Raw genomic sequence first — 21,756 nt, forward strand, 5'->3', positions numbered from 1 at the left:
CGATGCCGCAACACGACAAGCCCAGCCGTAAACGGCGGAGCTTGTCACGTTGCGGGTGAACGTCGAATCAACTCTCGAAACCGAGTCGGCGGATTCTGCCGTTGATGTCGACGACGTAGATCGCACCGTCGATGCCCTGATCCATCATGACCAGTCGTCCTTCGGGATCAGTCAGCGATTCGATGCTGTTCACAGAGCCGTCGGGGTTGAGGATCATCGCTCGGACGTCGTTGCGGCCATAGTCGGTGAAGAAGAAGGCGTTTTCGTACAGGTCGGGGTAGTAGTTGGTTTCCCCGGTGTAGAAGTCGCCGGCCGTGACCGCGACCGCACCGTCGGCACCGCCGTGTCGTCCAGACCAGAGCGGGACGATAGCGGAGTTGTTGAGATAGAACTCCTGGGCGGCGGGCAGATCACGGTAGCCGCGCGTCGGGTCATTGCCCGAGTCGGCCCCCTCGTACCACGGCCAGCCGAAGTTCTCGCCGCCGCCGTCAGAGAAGTCGACGACGTTGATCTCTTCCCACGTACCCCAGCCGACATCGCCTAGGAAGATGTCGTTGGTCTCGGGGTGGATCGCCATGCGATAGGGGTTCCGCAGGCCCAGGGCGAAGACCTTGGAGCGATTGGAGTCGAGATCGCCGTCGAAGAACGGGTTGTCCGCGAAGCCGCGGCCGGTGAGCGGGTCAACGCGTAGCAGCTTGCCGGAGAGGTTGTCCAGGTCCTGGACACGCTCGGACCGCGGGTCGACCGCGCCGTAGCTGGTCCCGTCGCCGTTGGAAATGTAGAGCGCGCCGTCGGTGCCGAAGCGGAGTGCGCCAATGGAGTGCGACTGGCTATCGGTGCCGAGGAAGTCCTGAACCCAGGTGCCGTCAGGGTTCTGGCCCGAGGGCGGCAGGTCGAAGTTCTGGGTCGAGTCGAGATCGGGTCGGGTGACGTGCTCCCAGGTGGAGTTCTTGCCGACGATGACCTCGCCCGAGCCGGCCTCGGCGATTTCGAAGCCGCTCTCGGCGGTGGCGGTGAGCTTGACCACGCGGGACGGCCGGTTGCCGCGCTCGTCGCGCCCGGCCAGGCCGAGCGTGTTGCCGTTGGCCTCCGGCGGGTCGTAGGTGTAGGCCGCGTAGACGTACGGCTGTTGCGGGAAGTCCGGATGGACTGCGAAGCCGATCAGCCCACGGTCGCGGACGTTGTTCACGTCGTCCCGCAGGTCGGCGAACTGGGTGACCTGCCCGTCCTTGAAGAGCTTGATGATGCCTGACTTTTCGGCGATGAACATCCAGCCGTCGGACGTGTGATCGATCGCGGTCGGCTGGGTGAGGCCGGTGACGTAGTCTTCGAGCACGAAGTCGCCAGCGGTCGGGGCCGGGGGCGTTTCGGCGGGGTAGAGCTGGGTCGAGGGAATCACTTCCAGCGGGGTGTTGGGGCCTTGCCACAGCAGGCGCATTGCCGACTGGCCGCCGGCCTCGTAGTACTCGACGCGGATGTCATACTTCACGCCGGCCTCGAGGCTGATCTGGCCCTGGTGTGCGGTGTACGCCTGGTCGACCCACTGATTGATGATGAGGTTACCGTCGACCCAGAGCCGGACGCCGTCGTCGGACTCGGTGCGGAAGGTCCAAGTACCAGTGGTGCGTGGCTCGACCTGACCGTCCCAGCGGATGCTGAAGTCGTTCACGCCCATCGTCGGCACGGGCGCCTCGATGCCAAAGTCGAAGTCGATGGTTTCATCGACGCGGAGCACCTTGCGGCGGGTGAAGTCGCGGTTGTCGAAGTACTGTCCGAGCAGGCCGGTGCCGGTGCCGATGGGCGTGCCGTTGCTGCCGGAGTAGAGCTGCGACTGCGGGACGACTTCCTTCGATTGGCTGCTGCTGGACCACGAAAGGCTGGCCGATGCCCAGCCGGTGTTCTCACGGAAGCGCAGCTCGATGGGGACTTGCTGACCTTCGACGAGCGTGATTTGTCCGGTGTACTCGGGTGCGGGTGTCCAACTCGGGACGTCGATGATTTTGACGCCGTCGACGAACAGCTCGGCCGCGTCGTCGACGCTCAGGTGGAAGGTGTACGTCTCGCCGTAGCGCGGCTCGATGAAGCCGGACCAGACGACGCTGAAGTTGTCAGCAGGAATGTCGGCCCGCGGACTGCCGTCCTGCCAGCCGAAGTCGATACGCTGGTCCACGCGCTCGAAGACGTCGTTGGTGAACGTGTTGTCGTCGAAGTAAGTGCCGAGAAGCCCGTCGCCGCTGCCGCTGGCCGGAGGCTCGGGGGCGTCGACGCTGTACAGCTGTGACTGCGGAACGATTTGCTTCGGCTGCGAGGCGGAAGACCAGAACAAGCGTGCCTGTGCCCAGCCGCCGCCCTCATTGTAGTCGAGGCTGATGTCGTACCGCTGACCGGCTTCGAGGGTGATCGTGCCGATGTACTCGGTCGCGGGCGTCCACTCGGGCTGGTCGATGAGCGTCTGGCCGTTGACCTTGAGCGTGACGCCGTCGTCGGCTTGGACGTGGAAGGTGTATTCCTCGGTGTAGAGCGGCTCGATCTGGCCCAGCCAGCGGACGCTGAACTGGTCAACGCCGACGCGGCTGTCGGGGCCGCCGGCCTGCCACTCGAAGTCGACCGTGGCGTCGATCCGCTCGAACTGCAGATCGGAGAACGTCTGACCGTCGTAGTACAGGCCACGCAAGCCGTCGCCAGTGCCGGAGGTCGGCGGAGCGTCGGGGGTGAAGAGCTGGCTGCGCGGCACGATCTCCTTGGCCTGGCGTGCGCTGCTCCACGAGAGCTTCGCCTTCGCCCAGCCGCTGCCCTCGATGAACTCCATGCGCAGGTCGTACTCTTGGCCGGCCTGGAGGTTGATGGTGCCGGTGTACTCGTCGGCCGCGGTCCACGAGGGTTGATTGATCAGCAACTGCCCGTCGACCCAGAGCCGCACACCATCGTCGGCCTCGGCGTGGAACGTGTAGGTTTCGGTGTAGAGTGGCTTGACCGTGCCGGTCCATCGGACGCTGAAGTTGTCCTCGTTGAGTCGGGCCTCGGGCTTGTTGTCTTCCCACTCGAAGTCGATCCGCGGGTCGATGCGGGTAAACGCGAGGTCGTTGAACTCGGTGTCGCGGAAGTAGTCAGCCTGTAGTCCATCGCCTTCACCGACCGGCTGCGGTTCGTCGTCCTGGATCACGACGGTCGTGGTGCGCGGCGCGTCCAACGCACCGGGACCCGCGACCGCGTTGAGGCTCGTGTTGAACGTCTCGTCACCCTCGACCTCGGTGTCGTTGAGAATCGGAATGACGACGTTGGCCCGGACCTGTCCGTCCGCGAAGTTCACGGTGCCGGTGACGTCGGTGTAGTCGAGGCCGGCTTTGGCGGAGGCGTCGACGACTTCGTAGTTGACGACGGCCGCGCCGTTCGAGCCGTCAATACGGATGACCGGGACGGTGACGGTGCCTGCGTCTTCGTCCACGGTGTAGAGCGTGGTTTCCCAGCGGAACTTGCCGTCGGCTTCGGGGTTGGCCAGCGCTTTGATCTCGCCGCCGGAGATGCCCTGTTTGTAGATCTTGACATCGTCAATCGTGCCTTTAAAGAAGGCCGTGCCGATCGGATTGCCCTGCGTGCGTGCGCGACCGACCGTCACGAATCCGCCCTCACTTGCGGGCATGTCCCACTCGACGCCGGCGCGGACGGTGGACTTTTGGCCGTTGATCCAGAGAGCGGTTTCCGAACCATCGTTCGTGATGGCGATGTGGTTCCACTGGTTGTCCGGTAGGGAGATCGCCGACTCGAACTCGAAGCTTGCTCCCTGCCCATCTCGAATCCAGACGGAGACGGTGTTGTCCGGTTCAAGATAAAGGTCGAGACCCGACTCGACGCTGTATCCAAACGGACTCACACCGTTGGTATGGTGGCTCAGCAGACCCTGACGCGCGACGGTCGGCTCGGGACGGACCCACAAGCTGTGCGAGAAAGTCGGTCCCGTCACCACATTGTCAATGAGGACGTACTCGTTGACGCCATCGAACCGCAAGCCGTTGTTGAACCGCCCGTCGACACGGTCGACGTCTTCCATGTTGATCAGCGAGCCCGTGGAGCCGGCGACGGCGTTGGTCGCGATGGTGCCGGTGCTCTCGTCGAACTGCCAGTGCCCGGCCAGCGCGCTATCGAGCAGCCGGCGCTGTTCAAGCGTTTCGGTCACGGCACGATCGAGCGATGTACGGGGTGCGTCGGCACAAAAGCGTTGGCTCTGGCGGGGCATTTTCGTCCTACGGGTTATCGTCAAGCTACAGAGTTCTCCCCAAACGACGGCGATCGCCGCGCCTGGCTGCACAGCTCACAAGAAACCATGGCACCACGTCGGTTGCAAGCAGATTTTTGAAGACCGCAAAGGCCAATAAACCGATGCGTGACTCTGATTCCGTTTGTGCGGTTTGGCGCGGTTGGTCGGTCGTTCAGTCGAAGGTCTTGACGTAGACCAACCCGTCTTCGTTCTCGAAGAGGTCTTTCGCCGTGGAGACGTGCTGATAGCCCCGGCCGCTGATGAGCGCGCGGGCCTTGACCTGCGATTGCTGACGGACTTGGCACCAGATGCGGCGTAGCGATCGGCCGTGGTACTTACCGATCTGTTTCTCCGCTGCCGTTAGTAATGATTTCGCATGGCCCTGCCGGCGGTCGGGTTCGCGGACGAACAGGTCGAGCAACTGGGCGACGCCATCGGAACCCACGGTGTGCCAACGGACCGAACCGATCGTCCGCTTGCCGTCGGCGATGCGCAGTTCCTGGGTGAACGGTCCGCCGGCGGTGGGGTCGTTGTTTCCGCCGGCCGGAAGCCTCGGGTGGTGAGAGATCGTCGGCATCACGCGAGGTTGAGAAGTTCGAGGGCGTCACGCTCCACGATCCCGCGCAACTCTTCACGCGGGATTACCGGCAGGTTCGTGCCCTGCACCATCTGGTTCAGCGAGTACAGCGTCTGGATGCATTGCTGCGCGTCGGCGAACGGAAAGTCGGAGCCGAAAAGCAGCTTTCCCATGACGCCGGCTTGGAACGTGTTGATGAGCGCGTTGTACGCCAACCACGGGCGGGACGTGAGCACGGACACGTCGGCGTAAACGTTGCGGTGCTTGGCGAGCAGCAGGATCGCCTCCTCGATCCACGGTTGGCCGAGCTGGGCGATGACGATGCGCAGGCCCGGGAAGTTGCGGGCGACCTCGTCGATGAGATGGGGGCGCGAGTAACTAAGCTTGCTCGCCTCGGTCATCGGGCCGCCGGGGTGGAAAAGGATCGGCATCCCGAGCTTCTCGGCCTTGGCGTAAAGGTCCATCGCCCGTGTGTCGGCGGGGTGGAAGTCCTGGTTGGCCGGCGAGACGGTCACTCCGCGCAGGCCAAGTTCTTCATGCGCTAGTTGCAGCTCATCAACGGCGGCTTCCTGGGTCGGGTCGATGCCCGCGAAGCCGAACAAACGCTGGGGGTCGCGGCCGCAGTAGTCGGCGACGACACGGTTGGGCACGTCGGCCTCGAGGTACTTGCTCTTGAACCCAAGCACGAACGCCTTGTCGACTTGGCGGGTTTGCTGAAAGTGAGCGTCAGGGTCGGCGGCGGGTGTGTTGCCCTGGCGTTTGCCGGTGCGGGGTGGAACGCCGCCGAGTGTCGCGCGGCCGAGTTGCTCGGGACTTTGCCAAACGTGCGTGTGACAGTCGATAATCATGCTGCGTGTGTGGAGCTTGCCCCTGGGAGGAATGGTAGAGCCGCGGGCGTGGCTCGCAAACCCGCGGTAAGCTGCGCCGCCGGCATCTCCGGATGATTATGAAAGTTCTCGCCCTCGACATCGGAAGCTCCTCGGCCAAGGCGGCGATCGTCGTCGATGGGGAGATCGTCGGGTCGGTCTTGCGGGAACCCTTCCGGACCGACACGCAGGGAGTGAAAGTCAGCGTGACTGCGCAAGAACTCCTTCGTGCGGCATTTGCCGTGCTCGGGGCGATCGACGGGACCGGCGTGGACGTGCTCGCTTTGACCGGCATGTCCCCCGCATGGCTGGCCATGGGGCCGAACGGCAAAGAGCTTTCGGACATCATCACACACGCCGATCGGCGATCCGTTGCCCAAGCCCATGCGATTGAAGCGGCGCTCGGCCGTGACGATCACCTGCGACGTGTCGGCAACCGACCGTTCCCCGGCGGCATCAGCTCCACGTCGTGCAAATGGTTCGCCGACAACCACGGCATGTCGGGCGTTGATCTCGTTGGCCACATAACGACGCTCCTGCACACGAGCCTCACCGGCGCGCGTGTGATGGACGTGTCCAACGCCGGCTTCACCGGGCTTTGGCGGGTCGATGGCACCGGTTGGGACGAGGAGTTGGTCGATCTCGTCGGGTTGAAAATGTCGCAACTGCCGAGCGTGGTCGATTCCGGTGAGGTCGTCGGCAAACTTCTTCCCGGCGCGTCGGTCGTGTTGAAGCTGCCCGAGGGGCTTCCGGTGACGGCCGGCATGGTCGACGGCAGCGGGGCGTTGCTGTTGGCCGGGGCGCGGCCGGGGCAGCTGGTCAACTCGGCGGGGAGTACGGACGTGCTGGCCGTTTGCCTCGATCATCCCGAGCCGAGGGCCGACCTGCTCACGCGTCCCCTGGGCATCGGTCGCAAGTGGGTGAGCGCCGCGACCGAGGCGGCCGCCGGCAGCACGATCGCCTGGGCCCGCCGTGAACTTTTCCGCGATCTTGACGACGCCGCGTTCGAGCGATTGCTCACCCAGACGCGTTCGACCGACGTCGCGTTCGACCTGCGCCTCGCCGGTAGCCGCACCGAGATCGACCAGCCGACCGGCGGCATGTCCGGGCTCACGCTTGGCTCCACCCGTGACGACATCCTCGGTGCCATCGTCGCCGCTTTGGATCGGAGCCGCCGCGAACGGCTGGCCAAGCTCGAATCGCTCGGTACGCCGCTACTCGATGATGTCATCCTCACCGGCGGCGGGGCGACCCCGCATCCGTGGACAGATCGCTTCAACGTTCGCCTCGAAGAAGAAGCGACGCTCTGCGGAGCGGCATTGGCGACTCAGCAAGGGAGCGCCGCCTGATGATCGTGTTTCACATCTTGCTGCTCTCTACGGCGTTGTTTTGCACACTTGTTACGGGGTTGGTCCTTTGGTTTGCGATCGTCGTGATGCCGGGGATTGCCAGGTTGCCCGACCGTGCGTTTGTTCGTGCGTTCCAGGTCATCGACGGCGTTATCCAGAACAACCAGCCGATCTTCATGGCGATCTGGGTTGGTTCGATCCCGTTGCTCGCGGTCACGGCGGTTTGGGGAGCGGTGCGGCTCGACGGGGTTCCCCGCGTCTTGCTCATGGTGGCGGCAGCGGTGTACATACTCGGCCTTCAGTTGCCGACGTTCCTGTTCAATATCCGGCTCAACAACGCACTGCAGATGGTCGATGCCGATGCCGCGGATGATGCGACGGTCAACAAGGCGCGCTTGGTGTTCGAGCGGCCGTGGAACCGGTGGAACAACGTCCGATCGGTCATGGGGCTGATCGCATCGGTGCTACTGCTGGCAGTGTTGCTGCTGGTCGATTGATCCACACGGGTCAGCCGGCGTCGCCGTGGCATCCCTGCTCCTACCATGCCCGCGCCAATGCCGCGCAATATCCGAAATGTCGCCATCATCGCCCACGTCGACCACGGCAAGACCACGCTCGTCGACGCGCTACTCCGCCAGTCCGGCAACTTCCGCGACGCCCAACTCAAGGGCGACGCGATCCTCGACTCCAACCCGCTTGAACGTGAGCGCGGCATCACCATCCTCGCCAAGAACTGCGCCATCACCTACACCGATCCGGAGACCGGCGACAAGGTGCAAGTGAACGTGATCGACACGCCCGGCCACGCGGACTTCGGCGGCGAGGTCGAGCGGGTGCTGGCGATGGCGGACGGGTGTCTGCTGCTGGTCGACGCGGCCGAGGGACCGATGCCACAGACGCGGTTCGTTTTGCAGAAGGCGTTCGACGCGAAGCTCAAGCCGATCGTCGTCATCAACAAGATCGACAAGCCCGACCAACGTGCGGAGGAAGTGCTCGACGAGGTCTTCGAGCTGTTCATGGAACTTGGTGCCGATGACGAGACGCTCGACTTCCCGACGGTCTACGCCAGCGGCCGAGACGGTTGGGCGAGCACGGAGATGGACAAGAAGGGCGAAGACATCAAGCCGGTGTTCGACGCGCTGCTCAATCACATCCCGCAGCCCGAGGGCGACGAAACCAAGCCGCTGCGGCTGCGGGTGCAGACGCTCGACTACAGCGAGTACGTCGGCCGCATCGGCATCGGCCGCATCTACGACGGCACGCTCAAAGCCGGGCAACAGGTCCTTCTCTCCAAGCGCGACGGCTCCATGGAGAAGCGGAAGATCGTCAAGCTGCTGACCTTCGACGGGCTCGGCCGTAAGGAAGTCGAGCAGGCGTCCGCCGGCGACATCGTCGCGATGGTCGGCCTCGAAGGCGTCGACATCGGCGACAGTGTCTGCGATCCGGACAACCCCGCGCCCATGGACCCGATCGAGATCGAGCCGCCCACGCTCACGATGGTCTTCGGCGTCAACGACTCGCCGCTGGCCGGAAAGGAAGGCAAGTACGTCACCGCCCGCCACCTCCGCGACCGCCTCATGCGTGAGCTGGAATCCAACGTCGCGCTGCAGGTCGAGGGCAGCGAGGGCGACAACACGTTGCGTGTGAGCGGACGCGGCCTGATGCATCTGGGCATCCTGATCGAAACGATGCGCCGCGAGGGCTACGAACTCTCGGTCGGCAAGCCGGTGGTGGTGGTCCGTGAGATCGACGGCGTGAAGAGCGAGCCGGTCGAACGGCTGGTCGTCGATGTGCCGGACCTGCACGCGAGCAAGGTGATGGAGTTGGTCGGCCACCGACGCGGCGAGTTGCAGACCATGTCCGACCGGCACGGCATCCAGCACCTGGAGTTCCTGATCCCCGCGCGTGGCTTAATCGGTTTGCGGACCCGCCTGCTCACCGCCACCAAGGGCGAGGCGATCATGCACCACAGCTTCGCCGAGTGGCGTCCCTTGCGGTCGGACGTGCCGGGTCGGCAGAACGGCGTGATGATCGCCAACATGGCCGGGGCCGCGACGGCGTTCTCGCTGTTCGGCCTGCAGGAGCGCGGCGAAATGTTCGTTGGGCCCACCGACGTCGTCTACGAGGGACAGATCGTCGCCGAGCACTGCCGTGACAACGACCTGGTCGTCAACGTCGTCAAGGGCAAGCAGCTCAACAACATCCGCACCCACGCCAGCGACGAAGCGCTCGTCCTCAAGCCCGCCCGGCGCATGACGCTCGAGCAAGCGTTGGAGTACATCGAGGACGACGAACTGGTCGAAGTCACCCCGACGGCGGTGCGTATCCGCAAGGGCCAGCTGAAGGAAGCCGATCGTCGACGAACCGACCGCCAGGCGGCGAAGGCCACCGCCTGATCACGCGCACATGCTTACGCGCGGGTCTTGCTTGACCTGTTTGGCTTCGTCAGCTTCGAGTCGTTCGAGAAGCATCGCCCACGTCTCGCGCTGATACCGCAGCACGTTCAGGGCTTCGTCGAGCGCTTCCTCGGAGTGATGGATGTTGGCTTCGACCAGCTTGAGGTAAGCGAAGTTGTAGAGCGCTTCGAGTTGCTTGCAGGTGACCGGGTCGTGCTCGGGTCGCAGGCCGTGGATGAGTTCCTGAACGATGCGCTGGACGCGTTTGAGCTTGTCGTGGCTCAGGTCGTAGTCGTGGTTGCGCAGGCCATGTCGCGCCTGTTCGCCGAACCGGAGTGCGCCGTCGAAGAGCATCAGTTGGATTCGCTCGGGAGACGCGGTCATGACCTGTGCACGCAGGTACTGGTTGACACCGTTCTTGGCGGCGGGAACTACAGCATGTCGGCGTGCTTGAGAACTCATGGTGGCAGTATCGGTGTCGTGGGGTGAACGCGGACAGTTTCAAAACAGCAGCTTGAAGGCGGGGGCGGTTTAGCTGTCGCCACCACCGGTGCCACGGAAGTTAAACGGCTGGAAGCTACTCACGGCCGCCTGTTGATCCTGCAGGCCAGCGATGGCGAGTTCCATGTTGAAGAACTGCCGTTCGAGCCGGGCACGCTTGCCGTCGAGCAGGGCGTTGAGCTGGTCGATGCGGTCTTCATAGCCGCGGGTGACTTCGTCGATCGCGTCGGCGGTTCGTTTGATGATGCCGTCGACCGGGTCGACGATCCGGTCGAGCCTTTCTTCGATGAGCCAGCCGAGGCCGACGCCGACGACCGCCTCCTCGCCCTCGTCGTCGAGCTGAGTGGTCGTGGCCGTGAAGAGCCGTTCGACAGCCCGCGGGTCGTCGGCGTAGGCGGCGTTGAAGGTTTCCTCGTCGAACGTCAGTTCGCCGCCGTTTTCGATGTTCACGCCGATGTCGCCGAGCCGCTGGTATTGGCCGCCTTCGACGACACGGTCGCGCAGCAACGCGTACAACTCGGACTCGATCCGCTGCACCGCCGACTCGCCGAGCAACTGCCCGCGGCGACCGGTCTCGACGTCGAAATCGGTCAACGAGCGGATCTCGGAGATCGTGGTGTTGAACCCCTCGACAAGGGCTTTGAGTTGGTCCTTGACCGGGGTCGTGTCGGAAGCGACTTCGATGTTGATTGCCTGATCGCTCACGCCGGTGAGTTCGAAGGACACGCCGCGGACAGCGTCGCTGATCGTGTTGGACTTGCTGGAGATGGCGATCGCGTCGGCACCGCCGCCGATGTAGGCCAGCGCGTCACTCGCCTCGGATAGGTCGCGTGTGCGGAGACTGGTGGCGCCGCCGTCGACGAGTACTTGCCCCGCGAGACCCGGTCGCCGGCCGGTGAGCGACAGTCGGAAGGGCGTGTTGCCGCCGTCGTTGAGCAACGTCGCGGCCACGCCGGCGTCGGATTCGTTGATCTTCGTGATGACCTCGTCGAGCGTGTCGGAGGCGGCGACTTCGATGGTCGTTTCGTAACTGCCGGTCAGCGTCGTCTCGCCGGTCTCGGCCTCGCCGGTGATCCGCAGGGCGCTGCCGATCTGGCCCTCGACGTCGTTGATCCGTAGCTGCGTCGCGCCGCCGGCGGTGTCGGTGACGGTGAAGCCGTCGCCATTGTCGTTGAGTCCGATGCTCACGCCGAAGCTTGCGGCCGTGTCGTTGATCTTGGCGAACAGGTCATCGACGTTGGTGATGTCGTCCTCTTCGTCGATCACGACTTCGAAGACGTCGCCGTTGGAGTTGGTGAACTCGAGCGTGCCGGCCCCGATGCCGTTGCCGCCGTCGAGGTCGGCCACCTCGGTGGTGCCGTAGATCCACTGGCGTTGCAGGTTCGCGCCCTTGGCGTCGGGCGCGTTGGGATCGGTGTTTGGGGCGAAGGTGCCGAGCAGGCCGAGGTCGGCCGCGGTGGTGCCGCCGCGCTCGGCCATGGTGAGATCGCCGTTGCCGCCGGTGAGGTCGATCAGGTCGATGCCGTTGCCCGCGTCGTTGATCTGGGCTTCGACGCCGGCACCGGCATTGTTGATCGCGTCGATCAGTCCGGCGACGTCCTCGGCTTGCGTGTCGATGTTCGTGGTGACGCCGGCACGGTTGGTGACGGTCAGGCCGCCGCTCGTGTCAATGCCGTCGCCCCCGGCGAGGGACTGGATGAGCACGCTGCCGTTGCTCGCGACGATCTGCCGGCCGTTGAACGTGCCGGTCGTCGAGCTGCCGATCAGCCCGAGGTCTTGCACGGCCGACGAGCCGTTGGCGCTGGCAACGGACGTCTGCCCAATGCCCAGCGGCGGTATGGTCGTGTTGTCGTTGATGATCAGCCGGTTGCCGCTGATGGTCAGGGTCGCGTCGCCGCCAGCCGCGTCGTCGAACCTTTCGATCACGTCGCCGATCGTTTTCGCATCGGTCAGGTCGACGTCGAAGTTGCTGCCGTTGAGCAAGGTGACGGTAAGGTCGGCGTTGAGACCGACATCGACGCCGCGGCCATCGTTGAGACTCGAAAGGGTGGTGGTCTCGGCGAGGCCATCGAGTTGCGCGCCGGTGATGGTCGTGGCGGAGACGCGTTGATCGATGCCGAGCTCTTCGGCGGCGGTTCCGTCGATATCGCGGACGGCCAGTTGGCCGCTGCCGCCGGTGAAGTCGGTGAGCACGAGCTTGCCGTCCTCGATGTCGGCCTGCACGTTGACGTCGGTGTTGCGGCTGATGCGCAGGGCGAGTTCGTCGAGGTCTCGGACGCCCGCGGTGTCGATGACCGCCGAGTCGCCGGCGCGGTCGGTGATGCGGAACAGGCCGGCCGAGATGCCCTGACCGCCGCGTAGGTCGTTGATGCTCGACTCGGACCGCAGTCCCTTGCCGCCGAGTTCGAAGGTCAGATTGCCGATGCCGAGCGTGTCGGTCGGGGACGCGAAGCCTTGCGAAACGGTCTGCTGGCTCGACGCGAGTTGTGCGACGCGAACCTGGAAGCTGCCGGTGGCGGCGCGGTCGCTCGCGGTGGCGACAACGACGTCGTCGTTGCCGCTGGTCGCCGTGGCTGCCTGAAACCTCTGCGAAAGCTTGAGTTGCTGGCCGGCGAGGCGGAGCGAGGCAAGCCGTGTTTCGAGCGTGGTGTAGGCGAGGCGGCGCGACTCATTGCCGGCAATGCGTTGCTCGTACAAGGCACGCGGACGCGCCTCGATCTGCATGAGCTGCTCGATGATCTGCTGCGAGTTGATGCCGCTGGCTAGGCCAACGCCGGATGAAATCGTACCCATATGGCTTGCTCCAATAACCTGTATCGGCAAGCCGTGGCGTTGGCTGTAGCCCGTCGGAAGGTGGTCGAGCGGCGATCTCGGAGAAAACTTGGCGAGATGGGAAAGCGGTGCGGGCTTTCCACGTCCGGATAAATTCTGACGCCAACTTTGCCGCTTCGATGCGTCCGGCGAGGCGTCCGGTGCGAAGGAGAGGACAGAGCCACACGAGTGGCCGCCGCCGGCCGTCCACCCCACACCCCGGAGTCCCGCATGTTCTCTTCCGCAACCACCCTTGCCGGCGTCGCGATCGTCGGCTTTCTCGTCCCGGTGACCTTCGCCGGCGACTGCGACGAGAAGACCACGCCGCAAAACACGAGCTTCATCGCCGCCGCCCACGATGCCGTGCCCTCGATCTTCGAGATCGCGTTCACCACGCCCGACTTCAGCACGCTCGCCGGACTGATCGCCGTGGCCGATCTCGACGAGCCGCTGAACCAGAGTGGTGATTTCACCGTCTTCGCCCCGACCAACGACGCGTTCGAGGCACTGCCGGACGGCACGCTCACCGAGGTCATCAACGACAAAGACCTTCTGACGAAAATCCTGACCTACCACGTCGTTCCCGGCCGGATCTTCGCGGACGACATTCCGCAGGGTCGCACCGAGGTCGAAACCCTCGGCGGTGAGATATTGATCATCGATCGGGCCGGCGCTGACATCCGCATCAATGGCAACCAGGTCGTGGCCGCCGATATCGAGGCGTCCAACGGCGTCGGCCACGTGATCGAAGGCGTGCTGCTCCCCGGAAAGGAGAAGCCGAAGAACACCCTCGACCTCTTCGACGTCTTGGAACGGACGAGCGAACTCTCCACCCTCGAGACAGCGGTCAAGGCGTCCGGCTTCGCCCGTTCGCTGGGCAACGATGGTCCGTACACCGTCTTCACGCCGACCAACGACGCGTTCGCTGCATTACCAAGCGGCACCGTCGAGTCGCTGCTTGATCACAGCAACGTCAACGACCTGCGGGCCGTGCTTCGTCTGCACATTCTCGCGGGTGAGGTCGATGCCCGTGGCGCGGTCGTCGCCGGTGAGGCCGAGAGTCGCGAGGGCAGCACGCTCCGCTTCGAGATCGAAGACGGCCAACTGTTCGTCGTCGGACCGACCAATCGTGCCAAGGTGATCAAGACCAACATCACCGCCGAGAACGGCATCGCCCATGTCATCGACACGGTTCTTTTGCCGGGCGACTCGCACTGAACGGCTAAGCTGTGCTACTGGTGAACCCCGCCACACCGAGTTCGACAACCGCGTCGCCGCCGCCGGTCCTGCCGGCGGTGGCCCGTGGCGTCGCGGGCGCGGCCGAGACGTGCATAGACCGCTACGGCGGGCTGATCTGGTCCGTGGCCAAACGGTATTGTCAAAGTGCAGCCGATGCCGAGGACGCAGTGCAGGACGTGTTCATCGAGCTTTGGCGGAAGGCGGGGGATTTCGATGAGCAACGCGGGACCGAGGCGGCGTTCGTATCGACCGTTGCCCGCCGCCGGCTGATTGATCATCTCCGCAAGCGCGGTCGTCGGAAAGACGTTGAGCAACTTGGCGACGTGGCCGCCACCGACGGCGACGACCATGACGATGAGGCCGACGCTGCCCGGGAAGCACTGGGCGACCTGAACGACAGCCAACGGACCGTGATCACGTTGACGGTGTTCGAGGGGCTGAGTTATCCGGAGATCGCCGAGAAGCTCGCGATCCCGCTGGGCACCGTCAAGGCACAGGCCCGACGCGGGTTTGCGGCGGTGCGTGACGCACTGACCCGACGGCGTGAGGCGGCGACCGTCCGGCGGGCGATGTTCCGACAGCAACGGGGGCTGCAACAGCCAAGGCTGGAGCAAAACTGATGACCGACCAACCGACACAAAACGAACCGATGGTCGACGAGCCGACGCTCGCGGCGGTGTGGCGTAGTGGCGGGGACGCGCGTGTGGCACTGCCGACGGGTCTGCGGGCCAAGCTCATCGAAGACGCACGGCTACACCTGCTCGCGCCGAAGTCGCTCCCGATCGGCGCCGCGACGTCACCATCGCCGTGGCTTGCGTGGTCCGGCTGGATCGCTGCCGCAGCGGCGGTGGTCGTCTTGCTGGTGTTCTTCGCGACAAGGCCGCAGCCGGAGGTGGCGGGCATCCCTGACCAGCCGGCGATCGAACTGGTCGAGCCGTTGGGATTCGAGGCGTTGCTCGCGGCTTGCGAGCTGGAGCCGGTCAAGCTCGACGTGCTGGCCATGGATGACGACTTCGATCAGGCCGAGGCTGAGGTTGCTTGGGACAACGAGCAACAGATCGGCGTGCTGCGTGTCCGAAATCTCCCGGCCAACGATGTCGTCGAGGCGCAGTACCAGCTTTGGATCGTCGACGCGACGCGCCCCGACGACAACGGCCGCAACCGTGTGGATGGCGGGGTGTTCGATGTCGCCCCGGAAACGTTGAATGTCGACGGTTGGTCGGAGATTCAGATCGACAGCAAGCTGCCGGTCGGCGACGCGGTCGGTTTCGCGATCACGCTCGAACCGCCCGGCGGAAGCGTCGTGAGTGAACTCGGGCCACGGCTGTTGATGATCACCGGCTGAGCTTGAGCGGGCGACACATCTCCAACTCGCGCAGACTTGGTACGCGTGGGTGCGGCTCGCTAGAGCCGGTCATGTCGAAGCCGAGGTTTTGGTAGAGCAGCCGGGCGGGATCGTTGCCTTCGGTAACGTGGAGGCGCAGTTCTTCGAACTCGCGTTGCTCGGCCCACGAGATGACCGCTTCGATCAGCCGGCGGCCGATGCCGTGCCGGCGGTGACTGGGGCTGACCCACATCGAAACCAGCCACGCGATTCGTTTCGGTTGTGTGTCATCCGGCTCACCGCCGGCGAGCCCACAGTCGACGCCGGTATCATGTGCGACCAACGTCGGAACACGCCGTCGCAGACGATCCCGCCAGCGTGTTTCATCGAAAGCGGCTTCGTCCGCGTGAGCTGAGCCGAAGAAATCCGGCGAATCCGCAAGTGCCGCGAGCCGGACCGCGCGGTAACGCTGCCACTGGTCGGGCCCGAGTTCTTCGATGATGATGGGCATCAGTCGACCGGTCGCGTCTTCGCGCCGAGCCAAGGCATCATGCCGCGGAGCTGCTTGCCGATCTGCTCGACCGGATGCTGGGCTTCGTCGGCTTCCATCTGGCGGAACTCGCCGCTGCCGGCTTCGTACTCGGCACGCCACTGCCGGGCGAACTCGCCGGACTGGATCTCTTCGAGGATCTTCTTCATCTCGGCCTTGGCTTCGGGGCCGACGACGCGCGGGCCGCGGGTGAGATCGCCGTACTCGGCGGTGTTGCTCACCGAGTACCGCATGTAGTCGAGGCCGCCCTGGAAGATCAGGTCGACGATCAGCTTCACCTCATGGACGGTCTCGAAGTACGCCATTTCCTCGGGGTAGCCCGCCTCGGTGAGCGTCTCGAACCCGGCCTTGATCAGTGCCGCGAGACCGCCGCAAAGCACGGCCTGCTCGCCGAAGAGGTCGGTCTCGCACTCGTCCTTGAAGGTGGTCTCGATGATGCCCGACCGACCGCCGCCGACGCCGTTGCACCAAGCCAGCGCCGTGGCGCGGGCGTTGCCGGTGGCGTCCTGATGGACGGCGAAGAGCGTCGGCACGCCGCCACCGCCCTCGAACTCGCTACGTACCAAGTGTCCCGGCCCCTTGGGCGCGACCATGATCACGTCGACGTCGCTGGGCGGGGTGATGGTCGTGAAGTGGATGTTGAACCCGTGGGTGAAGCCAAGCGTCTGGCCGGGCTTGAGGTTCGGGGCGATATCCTTCTCGTACACGCCCGGCTGCACCTCATCGGGCAGGGCGACGATGATCAGGTCCGCATCCCGCACGGCCTCGGCGACGGGCATCGGCGTGAAGCCCTTTTCCGTCGCGAGGCGACCGTTGGCCGAGTCGGGGCGGTTGGCGACGATGACGTTCACGCCGCTGTCCCGCAGGTTCTGTGCGTGGGCATGGCCCTGGCTGCCGAAGCCGAGCACGGCGACGGTCTTGCCATCGAGCGGGGAGAGGGGGGCATCGTCGTTGTAGAGCATCGTGAGGGCCATGAGCGAGTTTCCTTGGGAGAAGTGGGGCGACGACGGTAGGGCCGGAACCGACCGTCTGCAACGGGACGGGCCGACGGGGCGAGTTTCCCGCTTGCCCATTCGACATATTCCGGCGATGCGTGGGTTTTGATAGGGTCCGCGCATGTCCGAACGTACGAAGCCGACGAAAACAGCAGCATGGTCCAAGCTCGCCGAGCACCTGAAGGAAGTGAAGGGTCGGCACATGCGGGACATGTTCGCCCGGGACCCGCAGCGGTTCGCGAAGATGAGCCGATCGGCGTGTGGCCTGCTGTTGGATTATTCGAAGAACCGCATTACCGACGACACGCTCGGGGCGCTCATCGAACTCGCGAACGAGCAGAACGTCGCCGGGCTTCGGGACGCGATGTTCGGCGGCGAGAAGATCAACATCACCGAGGACCGGGCGGTGCTGCACACCGCGTTGCGTTACAAGGGTAGCGAGCCGATCACCGTCGATGGTGCCGACGTCATGCCCGGCGTCCGCGCCGTGCTTGAGAAGATGCGCGTCTTCTGCGACAAGGTCCGCTCGGGCGATCACAAGGGCTTCACGGGCAAGGCGATCACCGACGTGGTCAACATCGGCATCGGCGGCTCCGACCTCGGTCCGGTGATGGTCACCGAAGCACTTCGCCCCTACGCAGACGACGGCAAGTTGCGTGTTCACTTCGTCTCCAACATAGACGGCACCCATTTGGCCGAGACGCTCAAGCGCGTCGACCCGGAGACGACGCTGTTCAACATCGCGAGCAAGACGTTCACGACGCAGGAAACCATGACCAACGCGAGCAGCGCGAAGGCGTGGTTCCTTCAGTCGGCCGAGGACGAGAGCGCGGTCGCCAAGCACTTCGTCGCGACCAGCACCAACGCCGAGAAGGTCGCCGAGTTCGGCATCGACACGGCCAACATGTTCGAGTTCGAGGACTGGGTCGGCGGACGCTACTCGCTTTGGTCGAGCATCGGTCTGCCGATCGCGCTCTACGTCGGTTTCGACAACTTCGATGCGCTGCTCACGGGCGCGTACGAGATGGACGAGCATTTTAGGTCCGCGCCGTTCGACCGGAACCTGCCGGTGATCCTCGCGTTGCTGGGCGTTTGGTACGTCGACTTTTTCGGCAGCGAGACGCAGGCGATCCTGCCGTACGACCAGTCGATGCACCGCTTCGCCGCATACTTCCAGCAGGGTGACATGGAGTCCAACGGCAAGCGGGTCACGCGCGGCGGCGAGGTCATCGACGACTACCAGACCGGCCCGGTCGTCTGGGGCGAACCCGGCACCAACGGCCAGCACGCCTTCTACCAGCTCATCCACCAGGGCACCAAGCTCATCCCCTGCGACTTCATCGCCCCGGCCAAGACGCATCACGATCTGACCGACCTCGGGGCCGACCATCACCGCATCCTCCTGAGCAACTTCTTCGCCCAGACCGAAGCGCTGATGACCGGTAAGACGCCCGAGCAGGTCAAAGCTGAGGGCGCGACCGGTGACCTCGTCACCCACAAGACCTTCCCCGGCAACCGCCCGACCAACTCAATCCTCTTCGAGAAGCTCACGCCGCAAACGCTCGGCTCCCTCATCGCCATGTACGAGCACAAGATCTTCGTCCAAGGCGCGATCTGGAACATCAACAGCTTCGATCAATGGGGTGTCGAACTCGGCAAGCAACTTGCCAAAGCCATCCTCCCCGAACTCGACGGCGACGCGGCGGTGACCTCACACGACGCGAGCACCAACGGCCTGATCAACGCGTACAAGCGACTTCGCTGAGCGCGCGTTCCACGCAGCGGTGCAGCATCACGGGCGGGGCGAACCAACGCTCCCATGTTTCTCGGTTGGCTCGCTGTAGCTTCGCGAACGAGGCTTGTTCGTGCTTCGCGTGAAACGCCGCGATGTGCTTGCCGATGTTGGCCAGATCGTCGATCGGGACGATGACGCATCTGGATGCGTAAGGGATCTCATCGGCAAAGGGCAACACGCAGTCGGTGTCGACGAGCACCGGGACGCGTCCGGCCGCGAACGCCTCGAAGAACCGGACGGAGTAGTTGCCATACCCGCGGACGCACAACGCATACGGCGAGTCCGCCATGTTTTGCAAGAAATCTTGGCGAACCTGCAATGTCGGATCACGGAAGACGGGCTTGCCCTGGTAGCGGTCGCGGATGATGAAGTCGGTGTCGATCTCGGTCGCGTTTCGGGCGGCCGAGACAACTTTGGCACGCAGCCATTGTGACGTCGTGCTTTTCTTGCCGCGCACCTGAAGCCAGATTCTCTGCATCGCCGGCAGTACCAATCCGCAGAATGCCACTCGCGGGCGTTGCTCGTGCGGGAACGGGTCGAAGCCGCCGCCGGCTTGGGTCAAGTCCAGTGCCAACCCCGGCCAACTCCGCTCGTGACTTAATGCTCGGCTCGCTAGCAGGCCATGTCGGTAGACGATTCCGTCAATCGGCGGAGAGGGCAGATGATTGTCCGAGATGTCGAAGAAGATGCCCGGTTTGCCCGTCTCGTTCACCAGCCGATGTGCTTCGTCACTGACACGCGCGAGTGTGTAATCGCGGCCGTTGGAGATGAAGTCGGCATCGGCCGGGTCGGAGACGGACCGGAACCGATCGTCGGCGAGGTACGCTTGGTACCGTTGATCGAAACGCGCTTCGGTCTGCTCGTCGTAGGCACTCGCCGCCACCGCGAGCGGACAAGGGCGAGGATGCGGTTCCGCCGCGACGAGGTACACCCGTAGTTGGTCAGGCATCGACGCAAACATAGGCCCCGCCGCGCTACGCATGGGGCCAAGCCGCGAACACGAGGAACAGCCACATCACGACACCACAGCCGGTTTTGGCGAGTATCCCGATCGCTCGGCCCTTGGCCGCGCCGAGGCCGACGTCGGTGAGTTGCCGCCAGTCCTTCTCGACGAACAACTCCAACGCGACCGCGCCGACGGCTGCCCCCAGGATCGCGCCGATGATCGAACCGATCAGCGGGACGGGGATCAGGAACGTAGCAAGCAATCCGCCGATGAGCCCGCCGCCGATGGCACCGAGCATGCTCCGCCAACTGCCGCCCGCTTGTTTGCTGCCTGCCGCTCCGGCGACGAACTCGATCACCTCCGCGAGCACTGCCAGCAGCAGCACGGTCAGTAATCCCGGCCACGCGAGGTGCGTCCACCCGCCGATCCATGCGTAGAAGATCGCCGCGATCGCGAGCACCCACAGGCCCGGAATGCCCACGATCGTCACGAAAACGCAAAGTAGTCCGGTGAACAGGAGCAGCGCGTAGTAGGTCAGGTCCAGCCAGTTCATCTTCGTTCACCATTCCACATTCTGAATGACCCACCAGGTTGCGACGCCAAGGCCGATGAGCCAGAGGATCAGGAGCATCCACTGCAGCGCCCGTTTGATCCGACGAGGCAATAGCGCCCGCCGGGTCTGCTGCGTGATGAAGCGGACTTGTTCGGGTTCGGGCGGGGTGAGTCCGCTCCAGGCGGTCGCGATCGCATCGACTTGGCGTTCGAAATCGTCGGCGACCAAGCGCAACGCCTTGTCGGCCGCGCGGAGGTGGTTGCCGGCGGCTTCGACGCTGCAGTCCATCGACACCGCCAGCGTGCGTGGCCCGAGTTTCTCGGCGTGGTGCAGGAGGAAGGCCTCGCGTTGTTGGTGCGGGAGTTTCCGCACGGCGGCGAGAAACGCGGCTGCCCGTGCATCCGCGTCGGGCGTGAGGAGCACATCGCGGCGGGTGCCGATGTTGTGCGCGAGGGCGTGGCGGACTTCGATGATCGTGTGATGGCGGTACCACCGCTCAGGTGCGTGTTCGTCCCGCCAACGCTGCATGGCCGTGACGGAACGGCGCACGATGTTGCGTGCGACCTTCGGGCCGAGGTCGTCGCGTCCGGTCATGCCGAGGGACATGCGGGCGACGCTGGGATAGAACCGACCGGCCAACTTCGCGACGGCGGCGGGCTTCCCGTCGGCCGCGCGGCGGACGTCCTTGACGGACACATCCGATGCTTCGTCGAGTTGGCCGGCCTTGGCATCCACGGTCTGGATCGTAGTGCGTACGGCCGATCCAAATAACACGCCGCGACCGGGCCCAGTCGCGGCGTGATACATATCGAGAGCTCTTCGCCTCCCATACATCTCGGAGGCCCTCCCAAACAACTCGGAGGTGTCAGTGATACGCCCGGCCCGCAAGTCGGTTCGCCAGACGGTTGTGTTTTCGGGTAGAAATCGTCCGCATGACGAATAACGACCCGATGAGGTCAGGCTACGACGACATGCCACCGCTGGGTATGTCACGAACCGCATGGCGGACGCTCCTCGTGGTTTTTGCAAACGTGTTCGTGCTTGTCGGCGTGTTGGCGTTGGGCTGGAGCTTGCGCGACGTGTTGTTGGTGTACTGGGCCGAGACGGTCGTGATCGGCGTGCTCTGCATGGCCCAGTGGCTGTTGCTCCACGGGATCAAGGCGCTGCCGATCGTGGCGTTCTTCACCGTGCATTTCGGCATCTTTTCGTTTGTGCATCTCATGTTCCTGATCGTGCTGACCTCCGGCGTGTTTACCGGCGGGGGCGATCCGTTCGACGACATCCCGACAGTGTCGCCGTGGTGGGCAGGGGGCTTGGCGTTGCTCGCGGTGCCACACGTGTTTGCGGCGGTTCGGCGGGTACGAGCCAACTGGAACGACCCGCCGCCGCTCATGGCTGGGAAAAACAAAATGAGCGACACGGCCGATGGCATGCCGTACGGACGCGTCGTGGTTATGCACATCACGATCATCGGAGGCGCGTTCATTGCGCTGTTGCTGGAGTCACCGATCGGCTTGTTGGTTCTGCTGGTGGTGCTCAAAACCGGTTTCGATCTGATTGTCGAAAGGCGTGCACAAAAGAAAACCCACGCCTAGTTCG

18 protein-coding genes are annotated in these 21,756 nt (G+C 64.5%); 8 read left to right on the forward strand and 10 right to left on the reverse strand.

Annotated elements, in window-relative coordinates:
- Window positions 1-67: 67 nt before the first annotated feature.
- The 3 genes from AAGD32_09630 to AAGD32_09640 form a co-directional block, all read right to left on the reverse strand.
- A complete protein-coding gene (locus AAGD32_09630; protein MEM8874508.1) occupies window positions 68-4,174 on the reverse strand; it encodes a PA14 domain-containing protein in 4,107 nt (1,368 codons plus the stop codon).
- A 253-nt stretch (window positions 4,175-4,427) separates the two neighbouring features.
- Window positions 4,428-4,832 carry a GNAT family N-acetyltransferase gene (locus tag AAGD32_09635; protein ID MEM8874509.1) on the reverse strand — a complete coding sequence of 135 codons (405 nt, stop codon included), beginning with the start codon at window positions 4,830-4,832 and terminating at the stop codon, window positions 4,428-4,430.
- Window positions 4,832-5,680 carry an amidohydrolase family protein gene (locus AAGD32_09640; protein MEM8874510.1) on the reverse strand — a complete coding sequence of 283 codons (849 nt, stop codon included), beginning with the start codon at window positions 5,678-5,680 and terminating at the stop codon, window positions 4,832-4,834. Before AAGD32_09640 ends, AAGD32_09635 begins: the two co-directional genes overlap by 1 nt.
- 98 nt (window positions 5,681-5,778) lie before the next feature.
- On the opposite strand from AAGD32_09640, the gene AAGD32_09645 reads away from it, so the two are divergent.
- The 3 genes from AAGD32_09645 (at window position 5,779) to typA (ending at window position 9,443) form a co-directional block, all read left to right on the forward strand.
- On the forward strand, window positions 5,779-7,047 hold the full coding sequence (locus AAGD32_09645) for an FGGY-family carbohydrate kinase (protein MEM8874511.1): 1,269 nt from the start codon (window positions 5,779-5,781) through the stop codon (window positions 7,045-7,047).
- 86 nt (window positions 7,048-7,133) lie between these two features.
- Window positions 7,134-7,544 (forward strand): DUF1772 domain-containing protein, encoded by a 411-nt coding sequence (locus tag AAGD32_09650; GenBank protein ID MEM8874512.1) that lies wholly within the window; start codon window positions 7,134-7,136, stop codon window positions 7,542-7,544.
- A 57-nt stretch (window positions 7,545-7,601) separates the two neighbouring features.
- The gene (gene typA, locus AAGD32_09655) at window positions 7,602-9,443 is read left to right on the forward strand and encodes a translational GTPase TypA (GenBank protein MEM8874513.1); all 1,842 of its coding nucleotides are present in this window, start codon (window positions 7,602-7,604) and stop codon (window positions 9,441-9,443) included.
- Here typA and fliS read toward each other — a convergent pair whose 3' ends face one another.
- Both fliS and fliD read right to left on the reverse strand, forming a co-directional pair.
- Window positions 9,444-9,905 carry a flagellar export chaperone FliS gene (fliS, locus tag AAGD32_09660; GenBank protein ID MEM8874514.1) on the reverse strand — a complete coding sequence of 154 codons (462 nt, stop codon included), beginning with the start codon at window positions 9,903-9,905 and terminating at the stop codon, window positions 9,444-9,446. It abuts the gene before it with no gap.
- A gap of 69 nt (window positions 9,906-9,974) precedes the next feature.
- Window positions 9,975-12,737, reverse strand: coding sequence for a flagellar filament capping protein FliD (fliD, locus tag AAGD32_09665; GenBank protein MEM8874515.1), 2,763 nt, complete (start codon window positions 12,735-12,737; stop codon window positions 9,975-9,977).
- Between the two features lie 249 nt (window positions 12,738-12,986).
- Between fliD and AAGD32_09670 the strand changes: the two genes are divergently transcribed.
- From AAGD32_09670 to AAGD32_09680, 3 genes are read left to right on the forward strand one after another with little or no spacing between them, the layout of a single operon-like run.
- Entirely contained in the window at window positions 12,987-13,973 is a 987-nt protein-coding gene (locus AAGD32_09670) for a fasciclin domain-containing protein (GenBank protein MEM8874516.1), read from the forward strand.
- A gap of 20 nt (window positions 13,974-13,993) precedes the next feature.
- Window positions 13,994-14,614 (forward strand): sigma-70 family RNA polymerase sigma factor, encoded by a 621-nt coding sequence (locus AAGD32_09675; protein ID MEM8874517.1) that lies wholly within the window; start codon window positions 13,994-13,996, stop codon window positions 14,612-14,614.
- On the forward strand, window positions 14,614-15,339 hold the full coding sequence (locus AAGD32_09680) for an anti-sigma factor (GenBank protein MEM8874518.1): 726 nt from the start codon (window positions 14,614-14,616) through the stop codon (window positions 15,337-15,339). The genes AAGD32_09675 and AAGD32_09680 overlap by 1 nt, the downstream gene beginning before the upstream one ends.
- On the opposite strand, the gene AAGD32_09685 is transcribed toward AAGD32_09680, so the two are convergent.
- Entirely contained in the window at window positions 15,329-15,829 is a 501-nt protein-coding gene (locus AAGD32_09685; protein MEM8874519.1) for a GNAT family N-acetyltransferase, read from the reverse strand. The two genes, AAGD32_09680 and AAGD32_09685, sit on opposite strands and share 11 nt — an antisense overlap.
- A complete protein-coding gene (gene ilvC / locus AAGD32_09690) occupies window positions 15,829-16,842 on the reverse strand; it encodes a ketol-acid reductoisomerase (protein ID MEM8874520.1) in 1,014 nt (337 codons plus the stop codon). The genes AAGD32_09685 and ilvC overlap by 1 nt, the downstream gene beginning before the upstream one ends.
- Before the next feature lie 142 nt (window positions 16,843-16,984).
- Between ilvC and pgi the strand changes: the two genes are divergently transcribed.
- Window positions 16,985-18,628: a glucose-6-phosphate isomerase gene (gene pgi, locus AAGD32_09695; protein ID MEM8874521.1), complete on the forward strand. Its 1,644-nt coding sequence runs from the start codon at window positions 16,985-16,987 to the stop codon at window positions 18,626-18,628.
- Here pgi and AAGD32_09700 read toward each other — a convergent pair.
- The 3 genes from AAGD32_09700 to AAGD32_09710 are packed head-to-tail and all read right to left on the reverse strand — an operon-like array spanning window position 18,603 to window position 20,892.
- Window positions 18,603-19,607 (reverse strand): exostosin family protein, encoded by a 1,005-nt coding sequence (locus AAGD32_09700; protein ID MEM8874522.1) that lies wholly within the window; start codon window positions 19,605-19,607, stop codon window positions 18,603-18,605. The genes pgi and AAGD32_09700 overlap by 26 nt on opposite strands.
- Window positions 19,608-19,632: 25 nt before the next feature.
- Entirely contained in the window at window positions 19,633-20,157 is a 525-nt protein-coding gene (locus AAGD32_09705; GenBank protein ID MEM8874523.1) for a DUF456 domain-containing protein, read from the reverse strand.
- Between the two features lie 6 nt (window positions 20,158-20,163).
- On the reverse strand, window positions 20,164-20,892 hold the full coding sequence (locus AAGD32_09710) for a sigma factor-like helix-turn-helix DNA-binding protein (protein ID MEM8874524.1): 729 nt from the start codon (window positions 20,890-20,892) through the stop codon (window positions 20,164-20,166).
- 197 nt (window positions 20,893-21,089) lie between these two features.
- Between AAGD32_09710 and AAGD32_09715 the strand changes: the two genes are divergently transcribed.
- Window positions 21,090-21,752: a DUF6498-containing protein gene (locus AAGD32_09715; GenBank protein MEM8874525.1), complete on the forward strand. Its 663-nt coding sequence runs from the start codon at window positions 21,090-21,092 to the stop codon at window positions 21,750-21,752.
- Window positions 21,753-21,756 lie beyond the last annotated feature (4 nt).

The sequence above is a fragment of the Planctomycetota bacterium genome (assembly GCA_039182125.1).
Lineage (GTDB): Bacteria > Planctomycetota > Phycisphaerae > Tepidisphaerales > Tepidisphaeraceae > JBCDCH01.

Excerpts from the sequence above, each read along its gene's own strand:
- ilvC (MEM8874520.1), bottom strand. The coding sequence starts at position 16,842 with ATGGCCCTCACGATGCTCTACAACGACGATGCCCCCCTCTCCCCGCTC.
- AAGD32_09640 (MEM8874510.1), bottom strand. The coding sequence starts at position 5,680 with ATGATTATCGACTGTCACACGCACGTTTGGCAAAGTCCCGAGCAACTC.
- pgi (MEM8874521.1), top strand. The coding sequence starts at position 16,985 with ATGTCCGAACGTACGAAGCCGACGAAAACAGCAGCATGGTCCAAGCTC.
- AAGD32_09685 (MEM8874519.1), bottom strand. The coding sequence starts at position 15,829 with ATGCCCATCATCATCGAAGAACTCGGGCCCGACCAGTGGCAGCGTTAC.
- AAGD32_09645 (MEM8874511.1), top strand. The coding sequence starts at position 5,779 with ATGAAAGTTCTCGCCCTCGACATCGGAAGCTCCTCGGCCAAGGCGGCG.
- typA (MEM8874513.1), top strand. The coding sequence starts at position 7,602 with ATGCCGCGCAATATCCGAAATGTCGCCATCATCGCCCACGTCGACCAC.
- AAGD32_09715 (MEM8874525.1), top strand. The coding sequence starts at position 21,090 with ATGACGAATAACGACCCGATGAGGTCAGGCTACGACGACATGCCACCG.
- fliD (MEM8874515.1), bottom strand. The coding sequence starts at position 12,737 with ATGGGTACGATTTCATCCGGCGTTGGCCTAGCCAGCGGCATCAACTCG.
- AAGD32_09680 (MEM8874518.1), top strand. The coding sequence starts at position 14,614 with ATGACCGACCAACCGACACAAAACGAACCGATGGTCGACGAGCCGACG.
- AAGD32_09670 (MEM8874516.1), top strand. The coding sequence starts at position 12,987 with ATGTTCTCTTCCGCAACCACCCTTGCCGGCGTCGCGATCGTCGGCTTT.
- fliS (MEM8874514.1), bottom strand. The coding sequence starts at position 9,905 with ATGAGTTCTCAAGCACGCCGACATGCTGTAGTTCCCGCCGCCAAGAAC.
- AAGD32_09650 (MEM8874512.1), top strand. The coding sequence starts at position 7,134 with ATGCCGGGGATTGCCAGGTTGCCCGACCGTGCGTTTGTTCGTGCGTTC.
- AAGD32_09635 (MEM8874509.1), bottom strand. The coding sequence starts at position 4,832 with ATGCCGACGATCTCTCACCACCCGAGGCTTCCGGCCGGCGGAAACAAC.
- AAGD32_09700 (MEM8874522.1), bottom strand. The coding sequence starts at position 19,607 with ATGCCTGACCAACTACGGGTGTACCTCGTCGCGGCGGAACCGCATCCT.
- AAGD32_09705 (MEM8874523.1), bottom strand. The coding sequence starts at position 20,157 with ATGAACTGGCTGGACCTGACCTACTACGCGCTGCTCCTGTTCACCGGA.